Origin of the sequence: Franzmannia qiaohouensis, assembly GCF_031451695.1 — a bacterium.
GTDB classification, from domain to species: Bacteria; Pseudomonadota; Gammaproteobacteria; order Pseudomonadales; family Halomonadaceae; genus Franzmannia; species Franzmannia qiaohouensis.
Window position 1 is genome coordinate 90,909 of record NZ_JARWAM010000013.1, and the last position, 19,771, is coordinate 110,679.

At 67.4% G+C, this 19,771-nt stretch carries 17 protein-coding genes; 9 read left to right on the plus strand and 8 right to left on the minus strand.

Annotation, left to right across the window (positions count from 1 at the left end; genetic code table 11):
• The first annotated feature begins 98 nt into the window (after positions 1-98).
• Positions 99-956 (plus strand): J domain-containing protein, encoded by an 858-nt coding sequence (locus QC821_RS16915; protein ID WP_309723970.1) that lies wholly within the window; start codon positions 99-101, stop codon positions 954-956.
• Between the two features lies 1 nt (position 957).
• Positions 958-1,371, plus strand: coding sequence for a hypothetical protein (locus QC821_RS16920; RefSeq protein WP_309723971.1), 414 nt, complete (start codon positions 958-960; stop codon positions 1,369-1,371).
• A 14-nt stretch (positions 1,372-1,385) separates the two neighbouring features.
• Here QC821_RS16920 and QC821_RS16925 read toward each other — a convergent pair whose 3' ends face one another.
• Positions 1,386-3,734 carry a mechanosensitive ion channel family protein gene (locus QC821_RS16925; RefSeq protein ID WP_309723973.1) on the minus strand — a complete coding sequence of 783 codons (2,349 nt, stop codon included), beginning with the start codon at positions 3,732-3,734 and terminating at the stop codon, positions 1,386-1,388.
• Between the two features lie 158 nt (positions 3,735-3,892).
• Between QC821_RS16925 and QC821_RS16930 the strand changes: the two genes are divergently transcribed.
• Both QC821_RS16930 and QC821_RS16935 read left to right on the plus strand, forming a co-directional pair.
• Complete coding sequence (locus QC821_RS16930) at positions 3,893-4,900, plus strand: amidoligase family protein (RefSeq protein ID WP_309723975.1); 1,008 nt, start codon at positions 3,893-3,895, stop codon at positions 4,898-4,900.
• An 8-nt stretch (positions 4,901-4,908) separates the two neighbouring features.
• Positions 4,909-5,637 carry a gamma-glutamyl-gamma-aminobutyrate hydrolase family protein gene (locus QC821_RS16935; protein ID WP_309723976.1) on the plus strand — a complete coding sequence of 243 codons (729 nt, stop codon included), beginning with the start codon at positions 4,909-4,911 and terminating at the stop codon, positions 5,635-5,637.
• A gap of 10 nt (positions 5,638-5,647) precedes the next feature.
• Here QC821_RS16935 and QC821_RS16940 read toward each other — a convergent pair whose 3' ends face one another.
• From QC821_RS16940 to QC821_RS16950, 3 genes are all read right to left on the minus strand, one after another.
• A complete protein-coding gene (locus QC821_RS16940; protein ID WP_309723978.1) occupies positions 5,648-6,079 on the minus strand; it encodes an OsmC family protein in 432 nt (143 codons plus the stop codon).
• Between the two features lie 87 nt (positions 6,080-6,166).
• On the minus strand, positions 6,167-6,667 hold the full coding sequence (gene tpx, locus QC821_RS16945) for a thiol peroxidase (protein WP_309723980.1): 501 nt from the start codon (positions 6,665-6,667) through the stop codon (positions 6,167-6,169).
• Positions 6,668-6,694: 27 nt separating this feature from the next.
• Positions 6,695-7,267, minus strand: coding sequence for a DUF1415 domain-containing protein (locus tag QC821_RS16950; protein WP_309723982.1), 573 nt, complete (start codon positions 7,265-7,267; stop codon positions 6,695-6,697).
• 112 nt (positions 7,268-7,379) lie between these two features.
• Here QC821_RS16950 and QC821_RS16955 point away from each other — a divergent pair, with 112 nt between their 5' ends.
• On the plus strand, positions 7,380-8,282 hold the full coding sequence (locus QC821_RS16955; RefSeq protein WP_309723984.1) for an aldo/keto reductase: 903 nt from the start codon (positions 7,380-7,382) through the stop codon (positions 8,280-8,282).
• A gap of 9 nt (positions 8,283-8,291) precedes the next feature.
• On the opposite strand, the gene nfi is transcribed toward QC821_RS16955, so the two are convergent.
• The 4 genes from nfi to QC821_RS16975 all read right to left on the minus strand — a co-directional run bounded on the left by nfi (position 8,292) and on the right by QC821_RS16975 (position 12,962).
• Positions 8,292-8,963 carry a deoxyribonuclease V gene (gene nfi / locus QC821_RS16960; protein WP_309724046.1) on the minus strand — a complete coding sequence of 224 codons (672 nt, stop codon included), beginning with the start codon at positions 8,961-8,963 and terminating at the stop codon, positions 8,292-8,294.
• Between the two features lie 46 nt (positions 8,964-9,009).
• Positions 9,010-9,429: a DUF1499 domain-containing protein gene (locus QC821_RS16965; protein ID WP_309723985.1), complete on the minus strand. Its 420-nt coding sequence runs from the start codon at positions 9,427-9,429 to the stop codon at positions 9,010-9,012.
• Positions 9,430-9,661: 232 nt separating this feature from the next.
• Positions 9,662-11,857, minus strand: a complete 2,196-nt coding sequence (locus tag QC821_RS16970) for a TRAP transporter permease (protein ID WP_309723987.1) — start codon at positions 11,855-11,857, stop codon at positions 9,662-9,664.
• Positions 11,858-11,996: 139 nt separating this feature from the next.
• Positions 11,997-12,962 carry a TAXI family TRAP transporter solute-binding subunit gene (locus QC821_RS16975; RefSeq protein ID WP_309724048.1) on the minus strand — a complete coding sequence of 322 codons (966 nt, stop codon included), beginning with the start codon at positions 12,960-12,962 and terminating at the stop codon, positions 11,997-11,999.
• 246 nt (positions 12,963-13,208) lie between these two features.
• On the opposite strand from QC821_RS16975, the gene QC821_RS16980 reads away from it, so the two are divergent.
• From QC821_RS16980 to QC821_RS16995, 4 genes are all read left to right on the plus strand, one after another.
• Positions 13,209-14,477, plus strand: a complete 1,269-nt coding sequence (locus QC821_RS16980; protein ID WP_309723989.1) for an exonuclease SbcCD subunit D — start codon at positions 13,209-13,211, stop codon at positions 14,475-14,477.
• Positions 14,474-17,779 carry an AAA family ATPase gene (locus QC821_RS16985; protein WP_309723991.1) on the plus strand — a complete coding sequence of 1,102 codons (3,306 nt, stop codon included), beginning with the start codon at positions 14,474-14,476 and terminating at the stop codon, positions 17,777-17,779. Before QC821_RS16980 ends, QC821_RS16985 begins: the two co-directional genes overlap by 4 nt.
• Before the next feature lie 90 nt (positions 17,780-17,869).
• On the plus strand, positions 17,870-18,739 hold the full coding sequence (locus QC821_RS16990; RefSeq protein ID WP_309723993.1) for an alpha/beta fold hydrolase: 870 nt from the start codon (positions 17,870-17,872) through the stop codon (positions 18,737-18,739).
• A 43-nt stretch (positions 18,740-18,782) separates the two neighbouring features.
• Complete coding sequence (locus QC821_RS16995; RefSeq protein ID WP_309723996.1) at positions 18,783-19,646, plus strand: SDR family oxidoreductase; 864 nt, start codon at positions 18,783-18,785, stop codon at positions 19,644-19,646.
• The last annotated feature ends 125 nt before the right edge of the window (positions 19,647-19,771 follow it).

Genomic DNA, 19,771 nt, shown 5'->3' on the forward strand with positions numbered 1-19,771 from the left:
CGGCAGCGGCCGAGCTTGCCTTCGCCGCCGACCGAGGCGACCATGTGGCGCTGCCACGTCCTATAATCAATAATTGCGACCCCCGTGGAGACAAGGGAATGCCCATCGCGCGCTTTTCACCTTTCGAGCTGCTGCTGCTCAAGAGCCGTCATCAGGCGGATAGCGCCGCGTTGCTGCTGCTCGCCTGGGTGCTCGCCAGCCGTGGTCATATCGGCGATCCCGAGCGCGCACGGCTCACCGAACTGACCAGCGGCTTTCGCCACGGCCATGCCCTCGAACCGATCATCGAGATCGCCGCCAGCCAGGACCTCGCCGCCATCCAGCTCGCCGCAGAGCTGCTGCAGAAGGAGTGTCACGGCGAGCAGGCCTACCCTTTCCTGCGCCTGGCCATCGCCCTGGCCGTCGAGGGCGGCAAACCGTCGCTGGCCAACCATCATGTGCTGCGCTTCCTGGCCGACCTGCTGGGGGTGGCACCCAGCGAGTTCGCGCCGCTGTTCGAAGCAGTGGCCGGCAAGGCCTTCGCCAATCCCGACGATCCCAGTCGCACCGGCTACTGGCAGGCCAAGGAGCATCATCGCCAGCAGCAGGAACAGCACCGCCAGCAACAGGAACGCCACAACAGCCAGCGCGAGCAGGAGCGCCAGCGCCGCGAACGCGACTATCAGGAACAGTCGCGTGAGCGCGAACGACGCGACGAGCGGCATCACTACCAGCGCCAGCGTCGCCATGCTGGCGACCAAGCACCGCCGCCCGGCGATCGCACCCGTCGTGCCCTGATCGTGCTGGGGCTGCAGCCCGGCGCCAGTCGCAGCGAAATCCGCAAGGCCTATCGCCGCCTGGCCCAGACCCACCATCCTGACCGCGTCTACACCCAGGGCGAGGCGCGGGTGGCCAGTGCCTCGCTGCGCTTTCAGCGCATCAAGAGCGCCTACGAATACCTGATGGAGGTGAGCTGAGATGCGCGACCTCTACAAGCGTCTGGGCCTCTCCCCCGACGCCAGCAAGGAGGCGATTCGCACCGCCATCGACACCTGCCAGCACAGTGCGCTCAAGGCCGACGCCCAGATGGTGCTGCAGGTCGAATCGCGGCGCGACGAGTACGACGCCCTGCACACCACCCTCTGCGATATCGGCCTGCTGCGCGCGCGTCTCGGCCTGACCCACGGCGCCTACTGGCAGGACAGCGTGGCCAACGACTTCTCGCTACCCCCGGACAGCGCCCGTTCGCGCCACGAAGAGCTGGTCGAGCGGCTCAGCCATGCCGCAAGCTGGCACAACCGCTGGCGGGCGTGGCACGCGCCCTGGCTGATCGCCGGGCTGTTCTCGCTGGGCGTGCTGGCCGGCGCCGCGCTGTGCCATATGCTGCTTTGAGATAGCGCACTCGATCAACGCGATGGTGCAGAGCTCGGCGAGCCGCCGCTGGGACTGGTCTCGCCCTCCGGATCGGCGACGCCGGCCTCACCTGGCTCGCGACCGGCACTGTCCTGGGGCGCGTCGGGGGTTTCGCCCTGGCCTTCGTCCAGCGTTTCGCCAAGGCGACCCTCCATCTGGATACTCATCCGCGGCATGGCCATGTCCAGGCCATCCTCTTCCATGCGCTGCTTGAGGCGCAGGTTGAAGGCGCGCGCCACGTCCCACTGCATCACTGGCGCGGTGCGCATGCGCATGCGTAGCACCGCCGCGCCCTCCTCGAAGCGCTCGACGCCCTGCAGCTCCAGCGGCGACCAGATGTGGTGGCGCATCATCGGGTCCTGGCGCAGCTCATCGGCCACCTCGCGCACCAGGCTGATGGCGTCGTCGATCTTCATCGCATGGGGAATCCGCACCCGCATCAGGGCGATGCCGAACTGCCGCGACATGTTATGGATCGACTGGATCTGGCTGAAGGTGATGATGTGCACGATGCCGTCGAGGTCGCGCAGCCGCACGGTACGCAGGGTAAGGCCTTCGACGGTGCCTAGATGGCCGCCCAGGTCGACGAAGTCGTCGATGGCCAGCGAGTCCTCGATGAGAATGAAGATACCGGTGATCAGATCCTGCACCAGGGTCTGGGCACCGAAGCCGATCGCCAGGCCGATCACCCCGGCACCGGCCAGCAGCGGCGTAACGTTGACGCCGAGGTTGGCCAGCCCGACGATGGCGGCGATCACCACGATGGTGGCGAAGATCACGTTGCGAATCAGCGGCGTGATGGTCTGCGCCCGGGCGCTGTTGACGCGCCTCCCGCGGGCCCGCGCCGAGGAGCTCAGGGCGCGCTGGATCGCGGTGTCGGCAAAGATCCACGCCAGCCACGCCAACAGCATGGTGACGCCGATCGCCACCAGCGCCTGGCCGATGCGCGCACTGGCCACCCCCTGCTGGCCGAGGCCCAGCAGCGAGCCGCCCCATACCTGCAGCGAGAGCTCGCCGAACGCCACCCAGCAGACCATGTGTGCCAGCGCATAGCCGAAACGCTCGAGCCGCTTGCGATACTGCGAGATGCGCTTGCGCCGGGTCACCGTCTCGCCGTGGCGGCGAATCAGGCCGGTCACCACCAGCGTCAGTACCAATAGCGACGCCGAGATGATCGCCCGGGTCAGGGCGCCGCCGGCATCGCCCACCGAGATGAAGATCGCCAGCAGCGAGGCGCCAACCATCAGCAGCGCCGGTACGTGCCATAGCCCCCCCAGCGCCCATATCAGGTCATAGCTGGTGCTCGAGCGGTGGCGCTGGGCGTAGGGGCGATTGCGGATCAGGTGCTTGATGGGGCGCTTGAAGCGCATCACGAAGGAACCCGCCAGCAGCGCGGCGAGGATATTGGCCAGCACCGAGAGCAGCGAAGAGAGGTTTCCGCCGAGCAGTTCGATCAGGTAGCCCGACTCCAGCGCATCGGCCAGTGCCACCAGGGCGCCGATCGCAAACAGCCGGCGCAGCGCACGCTGACGCAGGTGCGATACCGCCACGAAGCGGTGACCGCGGGTGAACGCCGACATCACCACCTCGACGATCACCGCCAGCAACCGGCCGCATAACGCCACATAGGCCACCACCAGCGCCAGGGTACGCCCAGCGCTCTCCGGCACGAACTGTCCCACGCCGAGCATGATCAGGAACGCCAGCAGCCAAGGCAGCAGGCGGCGCAATAGATGGATGATCAGCTGCCAGGCGCGCGGCTCGCGAGGCAGCCGTAGCGGCCAGTCGTGGCGCTGCGCCACCAGCCGGGCAGCGGCCATCAGGATAATCAGCAACCCGACCCAGATCCCCAGCATCACCGTGGCCTCGATGGCCAGGCGCATCAGTTCGCCGGAACTGGCCTCGTCAAGCAGCTCAAGGCTTTCGCTTAGCGCCTGGTCGAACTGGGTCTGCCACACATCGAGCGGCGACTGGCCGGCCTCGGCCTGGTCGCCGAAATCGCTGAGGGTGTCTGCCAGGGCGCCTAGCAGGCCCTGCCGCTGTAGCGTCGGCTCTTCGCCCTCGGCCTGGGCCGCGGCCTCGCGCAGCTCGCGCAGGCTCTCGACCAGAGTGCCACGGCGGCTGGCATCCTCCAGGGTCGCGATCACCTCATCCAACGACTCCAGGAACGCCTGGGGGTCATGCTCTTCCTGCTCTTCGTCGCTACCGGTCAAGCCGGACAATGGCAAGGCCTGGGCGTCGGCCTGCTGGGGCAGTGCCACGCACAGCGACAGCAGTACCAGCAGCAGCCAGCCACATCGCAGCAGGCGGTCGGGCAACAGGGCAGGGGCGGCTCGCGGCATGCTTCCTCCGGTATGATGGTTGACGCAGAGTCTGCACAGACCCGCGGCGGCGGTAAAGGCGGCAGTCGAATCTCGCCGCTCGCTTTAGCGTAGCGTGTTACGCCAGGCGCTTATGATAGGCTGAGCGCTGACCCATCATCGCTGCAGTGGAGCCCGGCATGGATGTGCGCCCACCCCCGACCCCGCATACTGCTGAAGGCAAGGTGCGGCGCGTCGGCGTCGAGATCGAATTTGCCGGCATCACCCCCGCCAACGCCGCCCAGCTGGTTTGCGAGCTGTTCGGCGGCCAGGTGGTGGTGGTCAGCCCCCATCGCCTGAGGGTCGAGGCCACCCGCTGGGGCGACTTCGGCATCGAACTCGATGCCCAGGTGGCGCACCCCGATACCAAGGTCATCGAACAAGGGCCACTCAGCGATGCCGAGTGGGATCGCCAGCGCCATCAGATGCGGGTCGAATTCCACAACAAGACCCGCGAGCTGATCGGCGACGTGGTGGCCGGCCTGGTACCCACCGAGATCGTCTGCCCGCCGGTGCCCTGGGACCAGCTGGGCGAGCTCGATGCGCTATTGGATGCGCTCCGCACTCATGGCGCCAAGGGCACCGACGCCAGCCTGCTCTACGGCTTCGGCCTGCACCTCAACCCCGAGGCGCCGGACCTCGGCGTCGACTCGATCCTTGCCCATCTGCGCGCCTATCTGCTGCTCGCCGAGTGGCTGCGCGACCAGATCGACATCGACATCACCCGCGAAGTGCTCCCCCACGCCAATCCGTTCCCCAAGGCCTATGCGATCCTGGTGCTCGACCCCGACTACGCCCCGGACCTCGACACCCTGATCGGCGACTACCTACGGCATAACCCGACCCGCAACCGCGAACTCGACATGCTGCCGCTGTTCGCCGAGTTGCGCCCGGACTACCCCGACGCCATGTTCAGCGACGCGCTGACCAAGCCGCGCCCGACCTACCACTACCGGCTGCCCAATGCACAGCTTTCGGCGCCGCAGTGGGGCTCGGTGGTGGAGTGGAACCTGTGGGTCGAGGTCGAGATCCTCGCCGCGGACCTCGAGCGCCTCGAAGCGCGTTCGCGGGAGTATCTCGCGCACCACACGCTATCACCCATGACACGCTGGCTAGACAAGCTGCGCAGCTGGATGAACGAGTCCTGAGGAGTCGCATGCCCCGTCCGTTGATCGGTATTACCACCTCCGACTACAAGAGCCGCATCGCCTGGTGGTTCGACTGGTTCGCCGTATGGCGCCACGGCGGCCGTCCGCTGCGACTGTCGCCGTCACGCCCCCAGCCCGACACACTCGACGGGCTGATCATCGGCGGTGGCGACGATATCGAGGCACACCTCTACGGCGGCGAGGTGCAGCTCGACGTGCGCGTCGACCCCCAGCGCGACGAACTCGAGCTGCAGCTTCTGGAGCGTTTCATTCCCGCCGGCTGCCCGGTGCTCGGCATCTGTCGCGGCGCCCAGCTGCTCAACGTGCACCTCGGCGGCACCCTCGATCCGGACATCTACACCACCCACGAAGGCCTCAAGCGGCGCCGCACGGTGCTGCCGCGCAAGACCGTCGACATCGTCGGCGCCAGCCGGCTGCATCGCATCCTCAAGGTCAGTTGGTGCCGCATCAACAGCCTTCACCACCAGGCGGTGGACAAGGCGGGACGCGGTATCGAGATCGTCGCCCGCGACCGCGACGGCCTGGTCCAGGGCATCGAGTCCCGCGATCACGATTTCCTGATCGGCGTGCAGTGGCACCCCGAGTGGCTGATTTTCAACCGCCCCCAGCAGCGGCTGATTCGCGCCCTGCTCAAGGCCGCCAGCCGGCATGCCACGCGCCGCGCGAGCGCCCCAGCGCAAGACGGCCACCGCATGGGTGGCCGTCAGGTTCGCTGAACGTCGTGGGTCAGTTGGCCAGCGTGGCGTCGAGAGTGATCTCGGCATTGAACAGCTTGGAGATCGGGCAGCCCGCCTTGGCCTTGTTGGCCGCATCCTGAAATGCCGCGTCGTCGGCGCCGGGGATCTTGGCGGTGGTAGCCAGGTGGATCGCGGTAATGCTGAAGCCGCTATCGTCCTGGTCGAGCTTGACCGTGGCCTGGGTATCGATGCTGTCGGCGGTGAAGCCCGCCTCACCGAGGATCATCGACAGCGCCATGGAAAAGCAGCTGGCATGGGCCGCGCCGATCAGCTCCTCGGGGTTGGTGCCCGGCTCGCCTTCGAAGCGGTTCTTGAAGCCGTACGGGGTCTTGTCGAGCGACCCGCTGGCGGTGGAGACCGATCCCTGGCCCGTCTTGAGATCGCCCTTCCAATGCGCTGAAGCCTTGTTGGTTATGCTCATGTCATCTCCTATCCTATCCGTGGTACGGAAGTACCGGCCGCTTGGCGGCCGGTCACAACGACTGGCGGCGACTGCCGCCATGATCGATCAGCCGAGCGCGGCCAGCGCCGCATCGTAGTCTGGCTCGTGCTTGATTTCATCGACCAGTTGACTATGGATCACCCGGTCTTGTTCATCGAGTACTACCACCGCCCGCGCGGTCAATCCGGTCATCGGCCCGCTGGAGAGCGCCACGCCATAGTCGCGATGAAACCCGGGATGGCGGAAGGTCGACAGGGTGATGACGTTGTCGAGACCCTCGGCACCGCAGAAACGCTTGGCGGCGAACGGCAGGTCCGCCGACACCACCAGCACCACAGTGTTGGCCAGCCCCGAGGCCAGCTCGTTGAACTTGCGCGTCGAGGTGGCGCAGGTCGGGGTGTCGACGCTGGGAATGATGTTCAGCACCTTACGCTTGCCAGCGAAGTCGGCTAGCGTCACGTCCTGCATGTCCTGATTGGTCAGCGTCAGCGATGGAGCCGCCTGGCCTTTCTCGGGAAAGTCACCGGCAACGTCGACGGGGGTTCCGGCACGGGTTACCTGTTTCATGCACGCTCCTCATGGTGGGGTAAAACGTTACTCGGCCGCTGGCGAGCCCTGTAGTTTCGCCAGCGACGCTGCCAGCTGCGCCCTGCCCAGTTCGGCCATCAGCGCCATGTTGCGCTCGGGGATCGCCTCGGGGTCGGGGTGGTGTTCGAGCACCGCGCTGAGGCTCGCTTCGCGCAGTAGATGCAGCAGCGGCCACGGCGAGCGGTTGGTGTAGTTCTCGACGGCGTCTTCGGCGGCATCGGCAAAGCAGTAGTCGGGGTGGAAGCTGGCCAGCTGATAGACGCCCTCATAGCCCTGGTCGACCATCAGCCGCTCGGCCAGCGCCAGCAGGTCGAGGTAGTCATCAAAATCCTCGGCACCTTCTTCGAGTACCAGCAGCGTGGTCTCGACCTGTGGCGAGGCATCGAGACCGCGACACTCCTCGATCAGGGTGGTCAGCAGCGCCTCCCAATTTCTGGCAGACACCGCGCGATAGCGCACCCGATCGGCCTCTACCTCGCGGGCCGCAAAGGGGCAGACCGTGTGGCCGACCACGAACTGCTCGACCCATTGGCGGGTGGCCATCACACAATCGGGGGCGGCATTGTCGGCTTGGCTCACATCGGGCTCCTCGGTTGACACAGCAGTATAGCTCAGCACATTGCAAAGGCGCGCATCCTACGCCAGCATGCCATGAAACAGGTTTCCACTAATGTCACTGGAGAACTTCACCATGGCCCCTGCCGCTGCCGCTCGTCAACCCACCCACGTAACCCTTCCTGCCAGCGCCCACCAGCCCGCCATCGAGCTGCCCGCCATCGGCCAGGGCACCTGGTACATGGGCGAAGGCCTGGCCCCGCACCACGACGAGGTCCGCGCCCTTCAGCAGGGGCTGGAACTGGGCATGAGCGTCATCGATACCGCCGAGATGTACGCCGAGGGCGGCGCCGAGCGGGTCGTGGGTGAAGCCCTGGCCGGACGCCGCGACCAGGCCTTCCTGGTCTCCAAGGTCTACCCCTGGAATGCCGGGCGCGACAGCGCCATTGCCGCCTGCGAGGCGAGCCTCTCACGCCTCGACACCGACTACCTGGACCTCTACCTGCTGCACTGGCCGGGCAACATTCCCCTCGACGAGACCCTCGAAGCCTTCGAGCGACTGCTCGAGCAGGGCAAGATCCGGCGTTTCGGTGTCTCCAACTTCGACCACGATGAAATGGCAAGCCTCAGCGCGGTGCCCGGCGGTGGCGAGTGCGCCACCAACCAAGTGCTCTATCACCTCGGCTCACGCGGCATCGAACGGCGACTCCGGCCCTGGCTGCGCCAGCACGACATTCCGCTGATGGCCTACTGCCCTATCGCCCAGGGCGGGCGGCTGCGCGACAGCCTGCTGACACATCCCGAAGTGCTCGAAATCTCCTCGGGCCTCGGCATCACACCCGCACAGCTGCTACTCGCCTGGGCGATCCGCCCCGTCGACGGCAAGCGCGACGTCATCGCCATTCCCAAGGCGGTGCGCAGCGAGCACGTCGAGCAGAACGCTCGTGCGCTGGACATTGCGCTAAATGACGAGGCACTCGCCCGGCTCGATGCCGCCTTCCCGGTGCCCAGCCATGACGTTCCCCTGGATATCGTTTAGCCGCAGCATTCAGCCAACCCGGCCTCGCCGCGATGCAAGACGGTCAGCCAAGCGAGTCGGCTCGGGCAACTTGGTACGCCCCAGGCAGCGCACCACCCAGTCGACCGCAGTGGGCAAGCCGAGGCGGTGACCCGGTGAGACGAACACCGGCTTGACGTTCTCCCGCGTGCGCAACACCGCGCCAATGGTATCGCCGCGATGGGTCAACGGCGTCCATTCGCCCCTGGCCTCGGGCACCTCACCGTAGTGCCCGCACAGCCGCGACTTGGCGATGCCAATGGTCGGCAGGTCGAGCCACAGGCCGAGATGTGCGGCAACGCCCAGGCGCCGCGGATGAGCGATGCCCTGGCCGTCGACCATGACCAGCTCCGGGCGCCGCTGCAGCATATCGAAAGCCGACAGCGCCGCTGGCACTTCACGGAAAGAAAGTAGCCCGGGCACATAGGGCATGCGGGTGGGCTCACGATGGACGTGCTGTTCGAGGCATTCGAGGGAGGGCCAAGCCAATACCACCACCGCGGCGCGGGTGATCTCGCCCGCCGCCTCGAAGCCAATATCCACCCCGGCGATGGTGCGCACGTCATCCAGACGATCATCGAGTATCACGCGTGGCGCCAGCTTACGCTGAAGGGCGATGGCCTCGGACGCTGTCAGCGCCCAGTCGTGGAGTGACGTCACCAGGCGCTCCTTGGGCAGGCAAGAGTCGAGGAGCTAGCACAACTCTCGATTACTCGCAGAAGCCCCACCCCTCCAGTAGCATGCGCAGCTTTTCGACCCGGGCGCGATTCTTGCCAAGGTCGGTGACGCCCAGCCGCGAAGCGCTACGCACATGGCAGACGGCCTCCTCTTCGCTCCACAGGAATTCGAGATCGTCGACAAAACCGAACAGCGGCGAACGGCACTCGGCATGGATGTAATCCTCCGAAGCGGTGACGATCTCGGCGTCTTCACACCCAGCAAGTGCTGTCTGCAAGCGCTTCATCAGCTCGGTTCTGGAACGATCACCGGGGTTCAGCGGCGCGATGTAGTGGGCGTCGTCGTCGGCCTGGCTACACACGCTGTTGGCCGTGCTGGGGCATTCGGCCAGTCGACCGTTGCGAATACCCAGGGTGTCAGGACGTTTGCTGGTCAACGGATTGGTCATCATGGGTCGCGTCCTCTTTTGTTATCGCCGTGACGTTTCTCACACTATATTGGAAATATTTTCCATAGAAAAGTTCAGCGAATATCAGCATCAGTGCCGCAAGCCAAAAGCGACCTCTCGACTAGTCAGTCAAGTCCAGATTTGCGCGCTTGGCAAGTCATGGCAGAAACACCTGCGGCCCGCTTCCATGAAGCGGGCCGCAGGCCAAGGATCCAACGCATGGGCAGACGTGCTATCAGGTCGGCAAGGGGCGGCCCCCCGACCGGCTACGCTGCATCAGCAGCAGGCCAGCACCTACCGCAAGACCGGCGATATCGGTGTAGATGCCGCCGTAGATCATGCAGATCGCGCCGCCCAGCAGCAGCAACCGCTGCCACGCCTTGACCGCGCCGAAGTACCAGGCCTGCACGGCCGCGGCGAGCATCACCACGCCAATCGTCGCGGTCACCGCGACGCGCAGGATCTGCATACCGCTGCCCTCCATCAGGATCGCCGGGCTGTAGAAGAACATGAACGGCACGATGAAGGCCGCCAGCCCGATCTTGAACGAGGTGGTCGAGGTCTCCATGGCGTTGGCCCCGGAGATCCCCGAGGCCGCATAAGCGGCCAGTGCCACCGGCGGGGTGATCGCCGACATCACCGCGAAGTAGAACACGAAGAAGTGCGCCACCAGCGGCTGGATGCCGATGCCGATCAGGCCCGGCGCGACCACCGAGGCGGCCACCGCATAGGCCGCCGTGGTCGGCATGCCCATGCCCAGCAGGATCGAGATGCACATGGCGAAGAACAGCGCCAGCAGCTGGCTGACCCCGGCCAGGCCGAGCAGCAGCGACGAGAAGCGCGCGCCGACCCCGGTCAGTGAGATCACCCCGACGATCAGGCCGGCGCAGGCACACACCACGATGATCTGGATCGACATGGTACCGGCCAGCTGCAGCGCCTTGAGGATCGAACGCACGCCCATCTTGTGCGGCGATAGCCAACTGACCACCGCCGCCGAGGCGGTCGCCAGGGTACCGGCCCGGATCACCGAGTAGCCCATGAACAGCGCGGCGATCAGGATGATGATCGGCGCGAACAGGTAGACCTGCTTGACCAGGCGCCGGAACTGCGGGATCTCGTCCTTGCGCATGCCGCGCATGCCCTTGCGCGCCGCCTCGAAGTCGACCATGCAGTAGACCGAGAGGAAGTACAGGGCGGCGGGGATCAGCGCCGCCACGGCGATCTCGCGGTAGGGAATGCCGGTGATCTCGGCCATGATGAAGGCGCCGGCGCCCATGATCGGCGGCATGATCTGGCCGCCGCTGGAGGCCGCGGCCTCGATCGCCCCAGCGCTGCGCGCCGGGTAGCCGACCTTCTTCATCAGCGGAATGGTCAGCGAGCCGGTGGAGACCACGTTGCCGGCGCTGGTGCCGTTGATCATGCCCATCAGGCCGGAGGCGAAGATCGATACCTTGGCCGGGCCGCCGCGGGCGCGGCCGGCGGCGGCGAAGGCGAAGTTGACGAAGTAGTCGCCGACCTTGGAGGCCTGCAGGAAGGCGGCGAAGATGATGAACAGGATGATATAGGTCGACGATACCGCGGTGGTCGGGCCGAGGATCCCGGCATCGGTATACACCTGGCTGAAGAAGCGGCCGATCGACAGCCCCGGATAGCCGAGGAAGCCGGGCAGATAGGGCCCACCCCAGACGTAGAGCAGGAACACCAGCGAGATGATCACCAGCGCGTTGCCGGTGACCCGGCGGGTCATCTCGAGAATCAGCAGCGAGCCGGCGATGGCGGCGTAGGAGATGCCCATCGGCGCGAACGAGGTGCCGGTGGACATGCGCAGCGGGGTATTGTAGATGACCAGGAAATAGCCGGCGCTGGCCAGCGCGCAGACCATCAGCACCAGGTCGGGCAGCGCGAACTTCTCGCGCACCTGGCGGTACAGCCACGACATCACGATGGCCGCGGCGGTGGCCAGGATCAGCGGATAGCCGTAGTGCCAGGCCTCGATATGCGGCTCGATGCGCATCGCGCCACCCTCGATGGTGCGCCACATCAGGACGGTCTGCAGCAGCGCATAGAGCGCCGGCAGCAACAGCAGGGCGGAGAGCACGGTCTGCCACTTGGGCGCCGCCTGCTGGGTGTCGGCGGCGAAACGCCCGCCGGTATACAGGCCGTAGCCGAGGATCAAGGCGCCGGCGATGTGAATCACGCGGTACGACCAGGTCTCCATCGGGATCACGTTGAGGGTGATCAGGTGGAACAGCGAATAGGCCACGGCGAGGCCGGCGAACAGCGCCCACTGCCAGCCGGTGAACAGCCGGCGGTTGGACTCGATGACCTCTTCGTCGACGCCATCGGCCAGCAGCTCGGCGGCGTCTTTTTTCTTGGCCGCCTCGCCTGCGCCCTGCCCCGAAGGCGGGGTCTTGTCGTTATCGCTCATCAGCGTCACCTCCAGGCATCATGCGACGGCGTTGGCCGCCATGATGGCGGTTGGCCGGCAGCGCATGAATTGACAATAGACAAAATGGCCGCTCACCTCACGGTGAGCGGCCAAGCGTAGCGATCAACGCAAGCAGCGCTTAGTGAATCATGTCGTCATCGATCTCGTAGCCGTTTTCGTTGAACCAGCGCGCGGCACCGGCATGGAATGGCATAACGTCGTTGTGCACGACATTCTCGGGGATGGTGGTCTCGGCACTACGGTGCACGTCCATCATCTTGTCGTTGTTCTCCATGGTGATGCGCGTAACTTCGTAGACGAAGTCTTCCGGCAGGTCGCAACGAGCGATGGCGAAGTTCCACATCGACACGGCGCGAGCATCTTCCTCGAGGGTCTCGTAGGTGTTGGCCGGGATCATGAACTCGGAGACCGGGAAGGCCTCGATGGCGGCCTGCTGCTCTTCCTCGGTGAACTCGATGATGTTGACGTCGGTCTGCACCTCGAGCTGGCTGACCGCCGGGATCGGGATGCCTGCGGCGAAGGCGATGACGTCGAGCAGGCCGTCCTGCAGCTGGCCACCGAGGTCGGTCCAGCCGCCGTTACGGCGCTCGAAGTCGATGCCCAGCTCCTCGAGGATCGCCGGGAAGTAAGTATCCGAGGTCGAGCCGGACGGCCCGAAGCCGATGCGCGCACCGTCGGGAATCTCGGAGATGCTGGTAATTCCAGAGTTCGACAAGGCAGTAATCGAGAACGGCGTCTCGTACATCGGGAACATGGCGCAGACGTTGTCCATCGGCACACCTGGCGCCAGCGGGCTCTCACCATTCACCGCGTCGGTCGCGGGCCCCATGGTGGCCATGCCGAAGGAGATGTCGCCGTTGTGAACCAGCGCCAGGTTCTGGGTCGGGCCGCCGGTGACTTCGCCACCACCGGAGATATCGCCGAGTTCATCAGCGATCAGGTTGGCCCAGCCGGAGCCGTAGATGTAGTAGGTGCCGCCCTGGCTCGCGGTACCCATGGTGAAGCTCTCGGGCCAGCCTTCTCGGTCGGCCACGGCCTGGGTAGCGGTAGCCATCATCACGGTGGCGGCAGCGAGGGGAAGCAGTGCGAAACGTTTCACAAGCGTACTCCAGTTGTTGTTTTGCGGAATGCAGTGTCTGCGGAGGCAAAAGCGAATTAATTGTACAAGAAATCAACAATGTACAATATCTAGGGTAGCGGTGCGGCTGGCCAGGTGCAAAGCAGCGGAAAGCTTTTGCGACTAATGGATGATGGCTCATCCCCTATGCGCTGCAGCCGAAGTTCCCAGGCGCTATCATCGAGCCTTTCGCCTCATCGCCCAGGAGCCTTCGTGAAGCTGATCCACACCGCCGACTGGCACCTCGGTCAGAGTTTCCACGGCCAGGAGCGCCACGCCGAGCACCGCGCCTTCCTGGACTGGCTGCTCGATACCCTTGCCGAGCGCCGAGCCGACGCCCTGCTGGTGGCCGGCGACCTGTTCGACGTGGTCAACCCCTCGCTGCGCGCCCAGGAGTTGCTCTACGACTTCATCGTCCGCGCCCACCAGCGGCTGCCGCGGCTGGATATCGTGCTGATCGCCGGTAACCACGACAGCGGCAACCGCATCGAACTGCCGGCACCGCTGATGAAACGCCTGCGCACCCACGCCCTGGGCCGGGTGAACTGGCTGGATGATGGCCGCCTCGACGCCGAGCGCCTGCTGGTACCGCTGACCGACAGCGACGGCGAGACCCGCGCCTGGTGCCTGGCGCTGCCCTTTCTGCGCCCCGCCGAGGTCACCGGGGCGGGGCTTGGTGGCGACCAAACCGCCGACGATGGCGAACGCCGCAACGACTATGTAGCCGGCATCGAACGGGTCCACCAGCAGCTGATTGCCGCCGCCCGCGACCGGCGCCAGCCCGGCCAGGCGCTGGTCGCCATGAGCCACGCCCACCTGCACGGCGCGGCGGTGTCGGAAGCCAGCGAGCGTCCCATCGTGATCGGCGGCGAAGAGTCGATCTCGGCGTCGCTGTTCCCCGCCGAGATCGCCTATGTCGCCCTCGGCCATCTGCACCGCGCCCAGCAGGTTGGCGAGGCGCGCATCCGCTACAGCGGCAGCCCCCTGCCGCTGGACTTCAGCGAGGTCGACTATCCGCACCAGGTGGTCGAGGTCACCCTCGACGGCGACAGGCTGGCGGCCAGCGAGGCGATTCGCGTGCCGCGCCCGGTGGCCATGCTGCGCATCGGCCCCGCGCCCCTTGAAGAGGTTCTTGCCGAGCTAGAGGCCCTGGAGGATGACCCCGCGCTTGCCCGTGAGCGCTGGCCCTGGCTGGAGGTACGCGTCGAGCTCGAGGCGCCGATTCCCGACCTGCGCGCCCAGGTAGACGCCGCCCTGGACGGTAAATCCCTGCGCCTGCTGCGTTTGGAGCGGCGCCTGCCGCGGGTCGCCGAACAGGCCGACACGGCGCGGATCGACCTCGAGAGCCTGGGGCCGCGCAAGCTCTTCGAGCGCACCTGGCAAGCGCGCTGGGGCGAGCCCCCCGGCGAGGCGGTGATGGCCGACCTCGACCAGCTGCTGCAGGAGGTGCTGGACAGCGACGACGAGGAGCCGCGGCCATGAAGATCCTCGCCCTGCGCCTCGCCAACCTGGCCTCGCTGCCCGGCCCCCTCGAGCTCGACTTCACCACCGCGCCGCTGCGCGATGCCGGCCTGTTCGCCATCACCGGCCCCACCGGGGCCGGCAAGAGCACCCTGCTCGACGCGCTGTGCCTGGCGCTCTACGGCAGCACCCCGCGGCTGCGCCAGGCGCCGGTGCGCGACGCCTCGCTGCCCGACGTGGAGGGCGAGACCCTCAACACCGCCGACCCGCGCACCCTGCTGCGCCGCGGTACCGCCAGCGGCCATGCCGAGGTCGACTTCCTGGGCCGCGACGGCCGCCGCTACCGCGCCCGCTGGGCGGTGCGCCGCGCCCGGGAAAAGGCCAGCGGCCGCCTGCAGGCCGCCGAGCAGTCGCTGCGCGATCTCGACGCCGACCAGCTGCTGACCACCCAGAAGCGCGAGTTCGACCGCCTGCTTCCCGAACGCCTGGGGCTCAGCTTCGACCAGTTCACGCGTGCCGTACTGCTGGCCCAGAGCGAGTTCGCCGCCTTCCTAAAGGCCGACGACAACGAGCGCAGCGACCTGCTCGAGCGCCTCACCGGCACCGCCGAGTACTCGCAAATCTCGATCGCCGCCTACCGCCGCGCCAGCCAAGCAAAGAAGGCAGTGGACGCCCTCGACGCCAAACTCGCCGATGACCTGCCCGCCGAGCCCGAGGCGCGCACCGAACTCGAGCGCGCCGCCGAGGTCACCCAGCAAGCACTCACTAACCTGAAGAAGCAGCAGGAAAGGCTTTCTACACGGCAGCGCTGGCATGATGACGACGCCCGCTTGCGCGACGCCTATCGCCAGGGCGTTGCCCAGCGGCAAGCCGCCGACGACGCCTGGCAGGGGCTGGCGCAGCAGCGTGCCGACCGCGCCTGGCGCCAGCGGATCGCGCCCCAGCGCCACGCCCTCGCCCGCCAGGCCGCTCTCCCCGGCGAGATCGCCACCCTGGAGGCGACCCACGCCAAGACACAGCGCGCGCTGGAGACGGCGCGCTCAGACCAGCAAGCCGCCACTACAGCGCTTTCAACGGCGGAGCAAGCACTCACTGACGCCAGCGACGCCAGGCAGCGCGCCGAGCCCGCGCTACGTCAAGCGCGCGAACAGTCTCAGCAGTTGGAAAGCGTGGATAAACAGCTTGCCGACCTCGCAGCGACGCACCGCCAGCAGCAGGCACGCGCCGCCACCCTCAGTGATGAACACCGCAAGGCCCACGAGGCCCAGCAGGGCCGCCAGCGTGAGCGAGATGACAGGCAGGCGACCCTCAAGCAGCTGATGGGCACGCACCCGCGCCTGGACGACGCCCGCCAGGCCGCCCAGCAGGCCCACGACAGCGCCGCCCAGCGCCAGCTGGCCCTTGGCGAACTGGCCGGCCGCTGGCAGGAGCTGGAGCGCACCCATGCCAACCAGCGTCGGCTCGCCGACCAGCTGGAGAAAGACCAGGCAGCGCGCACGCGGCTGCTGGAGGAGGGCCAGGCCGCGCGCCAGCGCCTTGACAAGGCCGAGGGCCACCTCGCAAGCGTCAGCGCACTGATCGAGCGCAGCCGCGCGGTGCGCAGCGAGAGCGTGGCACAGCTGCGCGCCCAGTTGCAGGAGGGCGAGCCCTGCCCGGTGTGCGGCGGGCTCGACCATCCCTGGCGCCAGCAGCCGCCCACGACACCCGAGGCTGCCCAGCTCGCTGCCCAGGAGGCGGAAGAAGCGCGCCAGCTGGATGACGCCAAGCAGGCCCGCGACGCCGCCCAGCAGCAGCGCGACACCCTGCTCGGCGAATACCGCGCCGTGGAGGCCGCCCTGGCCCAGGGCCACAAGGCGCTGGAGGAGACCGGCCAGCGCTTAACCAGCGCCCGGTCGGCGCTGCAGGAGCATCCGCTATATGGCGAGCTGGCGGAGGTTAACGACGCACAGCGCGACGCCTGGCTACGCGCCCAGCAGGATGACAGCGAGTCTCGCCGGCGGCGCGAGCGCCACACCCTCGATGAACTCGCCCGGGCCGAGGCCGAGCTTGCCCCCCTCGAGGAGACCCTGCGCCAGGGAGAGCTGGCCCTGGCGCGCCTGGCGGCCGACAAGGCCGGCGCCGACCAGCGGCTGGCCGAACTCGACGCGCAGCTGCCGCCGCTACGCGAGCAGCGCACCACCCTGGCCCGGTGCCTGACCCAGACACTCGGTGAGCACGCCAGCCCGGATGCCTGGCAGCAGCGGCTCGACGCCGCCCTGGAGAGCGCCCGCCGGGAGCGCGAGCAAGCACTTACTCAGCAGCACGCTGCCGAACAGGCCCGGCTGCGTCTTACTCAGCAGCGCGACTACGAGGCCGAGCAGCTCAGCGCAAGGCGCCACGAGCTCGAGACGCTCAGCGCCGAGCTGGACGCCTGGCGCGGTGCCCACCCCGAGCTGGACGATGCCACGCTCGCCCGCCTGTTGGCCCAGGGCGACGACGAGGCCAGCGCAGAGGAGCAGCGAATCGAGGCCGCCGACCAGGCCCGCCAGCGCGCCGCCGCCACCCTGGCCGAGCGGCGCACGGCGCTGCTCGAACACCGCCGCGGCCAGGGGCTGCTGGACCCCGACGACGATGAGGATGCCCTGCTCGGTGAGCGCGCCGAGGCCGAGCTGGACCGCCTGCGCCAGGTGCTCAGCGAGGAGCGCCAGGCCCTGGCCCCCCAGCTGGAGGCCGCCCAGCAGGCCCGCGACGACGCCGCCTTCGCGCTCGGCGACGACGACCGCAAGCGCGCCCGCCAGCAGGCCGGCCAGGCCGAACGCGAGGCCGCGCGTGCCGAGCACCGCCGCTGGGGGCAGATCAGCGAGCTGATCGGCTCCGCCGACGGCAAACTGTTCCGGCGCATCGCCCAGGCCTACAACCTCGAGCAGCTCCTCGAGCACGCCAACCTGCACCTCGCCGGGCTCAGCCGCCGCTACCGTCTGGTACGCGGCGGCAGCGAGCTCGGCCTGCTGGTGGTGGACCACGACATGGGCGACGAGCGCCGCTCGGTGCACTCGCTCTCCGGCGGCGAGACCTTCCTGGTGTCACTGGCGCTGGCCCTGGGCCTGGCCTCGATGGCCTCCGGCGAGTTGACCATCGAGTCGCTGTTCATCGACGAAGGCTTCGGCAGCCTCGACCCGCAGTCGCTGGCGCTGGCCATGGAGGCGCTCGACGGCCTGCAGGCGCTGGGCCGCCGCGTCGGCGTGATCTCCCACGTACAGGAGATGCACGAGCGTATCCCGGTGCAGATTCAGGTCGAGCCGCTGGGCAACGGCACCAGCCGGGCCAGGTTGGTAAGCGCATGACCCTCCGCAACGCCAGGCGCGATGCCCCCTGCTGAATAGCCTATGACTCATCTATGCTGCAGTAGTCACGAACACTCGAGGGAGGTCCTCATGAGCAGAGTTGCGGTATACGGCGTGGGCCTGATGCTGCTGTTGGCGCTTGCCGGCCAGGCGCTGGCGGCCGAGGTCAACTGGCCGCGAATGGCCGACTCGGCGGACGGCGTGCCGATTGCCTACGAGGTGCAGGGCAGCGGCGAGCCGACGCTGGTCTTCATCCATGGCTGGAGCGGCGACGGGCGCTACTGGCGCGGGCAGCTGCCGCACTTTGCGCAGCGCCATCGCGTGGTGACGGTCGACCTTGCCGGGCATGGCCACTCTGGCCAGGGGCGTGAGACCTATACCCTGCCGGCCTTCGGGGAGGACGTGAAGGCGGTACTCGACGACCTGGAAGTGGAGCAAGCGATCCTGATCGGACACTCCATGGGCGGGCCGGTCAGCGTCGAAGCGGCACGCCTGCTGCCGGAGCGCGTGATCGGCATCATCGGCGTCGACACCTTCCACGACGTGGCCGCGGAAATCGACCAGGAGCAGCGCGACGAGCTGCTGGAACCGCTCCAGCAGGACTTCGCCCCGGCCGCCCGTCAGTTCGTGGCGTCGATGTTCATCGACAGCACCGATGCCACGCTGCGCGACTGGGTCATGCAGGACATGGCAGCCGCATCGCCCGAGGTGGCGATGAGCGCCATGCAGGAGATGCTGTCGCGGCATGCCGATGGCGAAGCGGCGCGGCACTTCGCTGAGCTGACGATCCCCGTGGCGGCGATCAACGCCGACCTGTGGCCCACCGACATCGACGCCAACCGGCAGCTGTTGGCGGAGTTCGACGCCGTGATCATGGAAGATAGCGACCACTTCCTGCACATGGCCAAGCCGGCGGCCTTCAACCGTGAGCTGGAGCGGATGATCGGCACGCCACCGTGAGACTCAACGCCACCCTGCACCACAAAACCACCAGGAGACGAGAATGCCAGACGCCCCCGAGACGTCTACGCGCAGCATACTGATCACCGGCTGCTCCAGCGGCATCGGCCATGCCGCGGCCCATGCGCTGGCCAAGCGCGGCTGGCGGGTCTTCGCCACCGCCCGGGCGGCGGCGGACGTCGCCCGGCTCGAGGAGGAAGGCTTCGAGGCACTGCCGCTCGACCTGGCCGACAGCACCTCCATCGAGGCCGCGGTAGCAGCCGTAGAGGCGCGCACCGCTGGGCAACTGACGGCGCTGTTCAACAACGGCGCCTACGGCCAGCCCGGCGCCGTCGAGGATTTGACCCGTGCGGTACTGCGCGAGCAGCTGGAGACCAACCTGCTCGGCACCCACGAACTCACCGCCCGGGTACTGCCGATGATGCGCGCCCAGGGCTATGGCCGCATCGTCCACAACAGCTCGGTGCTCGGCTTCGCCGCCCTGCCCTACCGCGGCGCCTACGTCTGCTCCAAGTTCGCCCTCGAGGGCCTCACCGACACCCTGCGCCAGGAACTCTCCGGCAGCGGCATCCATATCAGTCTGATCCAGCCCGGCCCCATCGCCAGCCGCTTTCGCGAGAACGCCTACCAGGCCTTCAAGGCCAATATCGACACCACTCACAGTGCCCATGCCGACACCTACCGCAAGGTGGAAGCCCGCCTGGCCAGCCAGGAGGGCAAGGCCCCCTTCACCCTTGGCCCCGAGGCCGTGATAGACAAGCTCATCCATGCCCTGGAGAGCCGCCGGCCGAGGCCCCGCTACGCGGTGACCGTGCCCACCCATCTTTTTGCCGCGCTCAAGCGTGTGCTCAGCACCCGCGGCATGGACCGCGTGCTGCTGCGCTCGACGCGGGACGAACGGGAGTGAAGGTGCACAGACTGAATCAGTGTGCTGGCGCACAGAATGATTGGCCACTTCAGCCTAGTCTCTAACTGATCATATGAACGCGACGCCTTGAGCGCCGGGTGCTCTCAAAACCCCCTCCGCAGATA

Coding starts and splice junctions, on each gene's coding strand:
- QC821_RS16915 (WP_309723970.1), top strand. CDS start 99: ATGCCCATCGCGCGCTTTTCACCTTTCGAGCTGCTGCTGCTCAAGAGC.
- QC821_RS16920 (WP_309723971.1), top strand. CDS start 958: ATGCGCGACCTCTACAAGCGTCTGGGCCTCTCCCCCGACGCCAGCAAG.
- QC821_RS16925 (WP_309723973.1), bottom strand. CDS start 3,734: ATGCCGCGAGCCGCCCCTGCCCTGTTGCCCGACCGCCTGCTGCGATGT.
- QC821_RS16930 (WP_309723975.1), top strand. CDS start 3,893: ATGGATGTGCGCCCACCCCCGACCCCGCATACTGCTGAAGGCAAGGTG.
- QC821_RS16935 (WP_309723976.1), top strand. CDS start 4,909: ATGCCCCGTCCGTTGATCGGTATTACCACCTCCGACTACAAGAGCCGC.
- QC821_RS16940 (WP_309723978.1), bottom strand. CDS start 6,079: ATGAGCATAACCAACAAGGCTTCAGCGCATTGGAAGGGCGATCTCAAG.
- tpx (WP_309723980.1), bottom strand. CDS start 6,667: ATGAAACAGGTAACCCGTGCCGGAACCCCCGTCGACGTTGCCGGTGAC.
- QC821_RS16955 (WP_309723984.1), top strand. CDS start 7,380: ATGGCCCCTGCCGCTGCCGCTCGTCAACCCACCCACGTAACCCTTCCT.
- QC821_RS16965 (WP_309723985.1), bottom strand. CDS start 9,429: ATGATGACCAATCCGTTGACCAGCAAACGTCCTGACACCCTGGGTATT.
- QC821_RS16970 (WP_309723987.1), bottom strand. CDS start 11,857: ATGAGCGATAACGACAAGACCCCGCCTTCGGGGCAGGGCGCAGGCGAG.
- QC821_RS16985 (WP_309723991.1), top strand. CDS start 14,474: ATGAAGATCCTCGCCCTGCGCCTCGCCAACCTGGCCTCGCTGCCCGGC.
- QC821_RS16990 (WP_309723993.1), top strand. CDS start 17,870: ATGAGCAGAGTTGCGGTATACGGCGTGGGCCTGATGCTGCTGTTGGCG.
- QC821_RS16995 (WP_309723996.1), top strand. CDS start 18,783: ATGCCAGACGCCCCCGAGACGTCTACGCGCAGCATACTGATCACCGGC.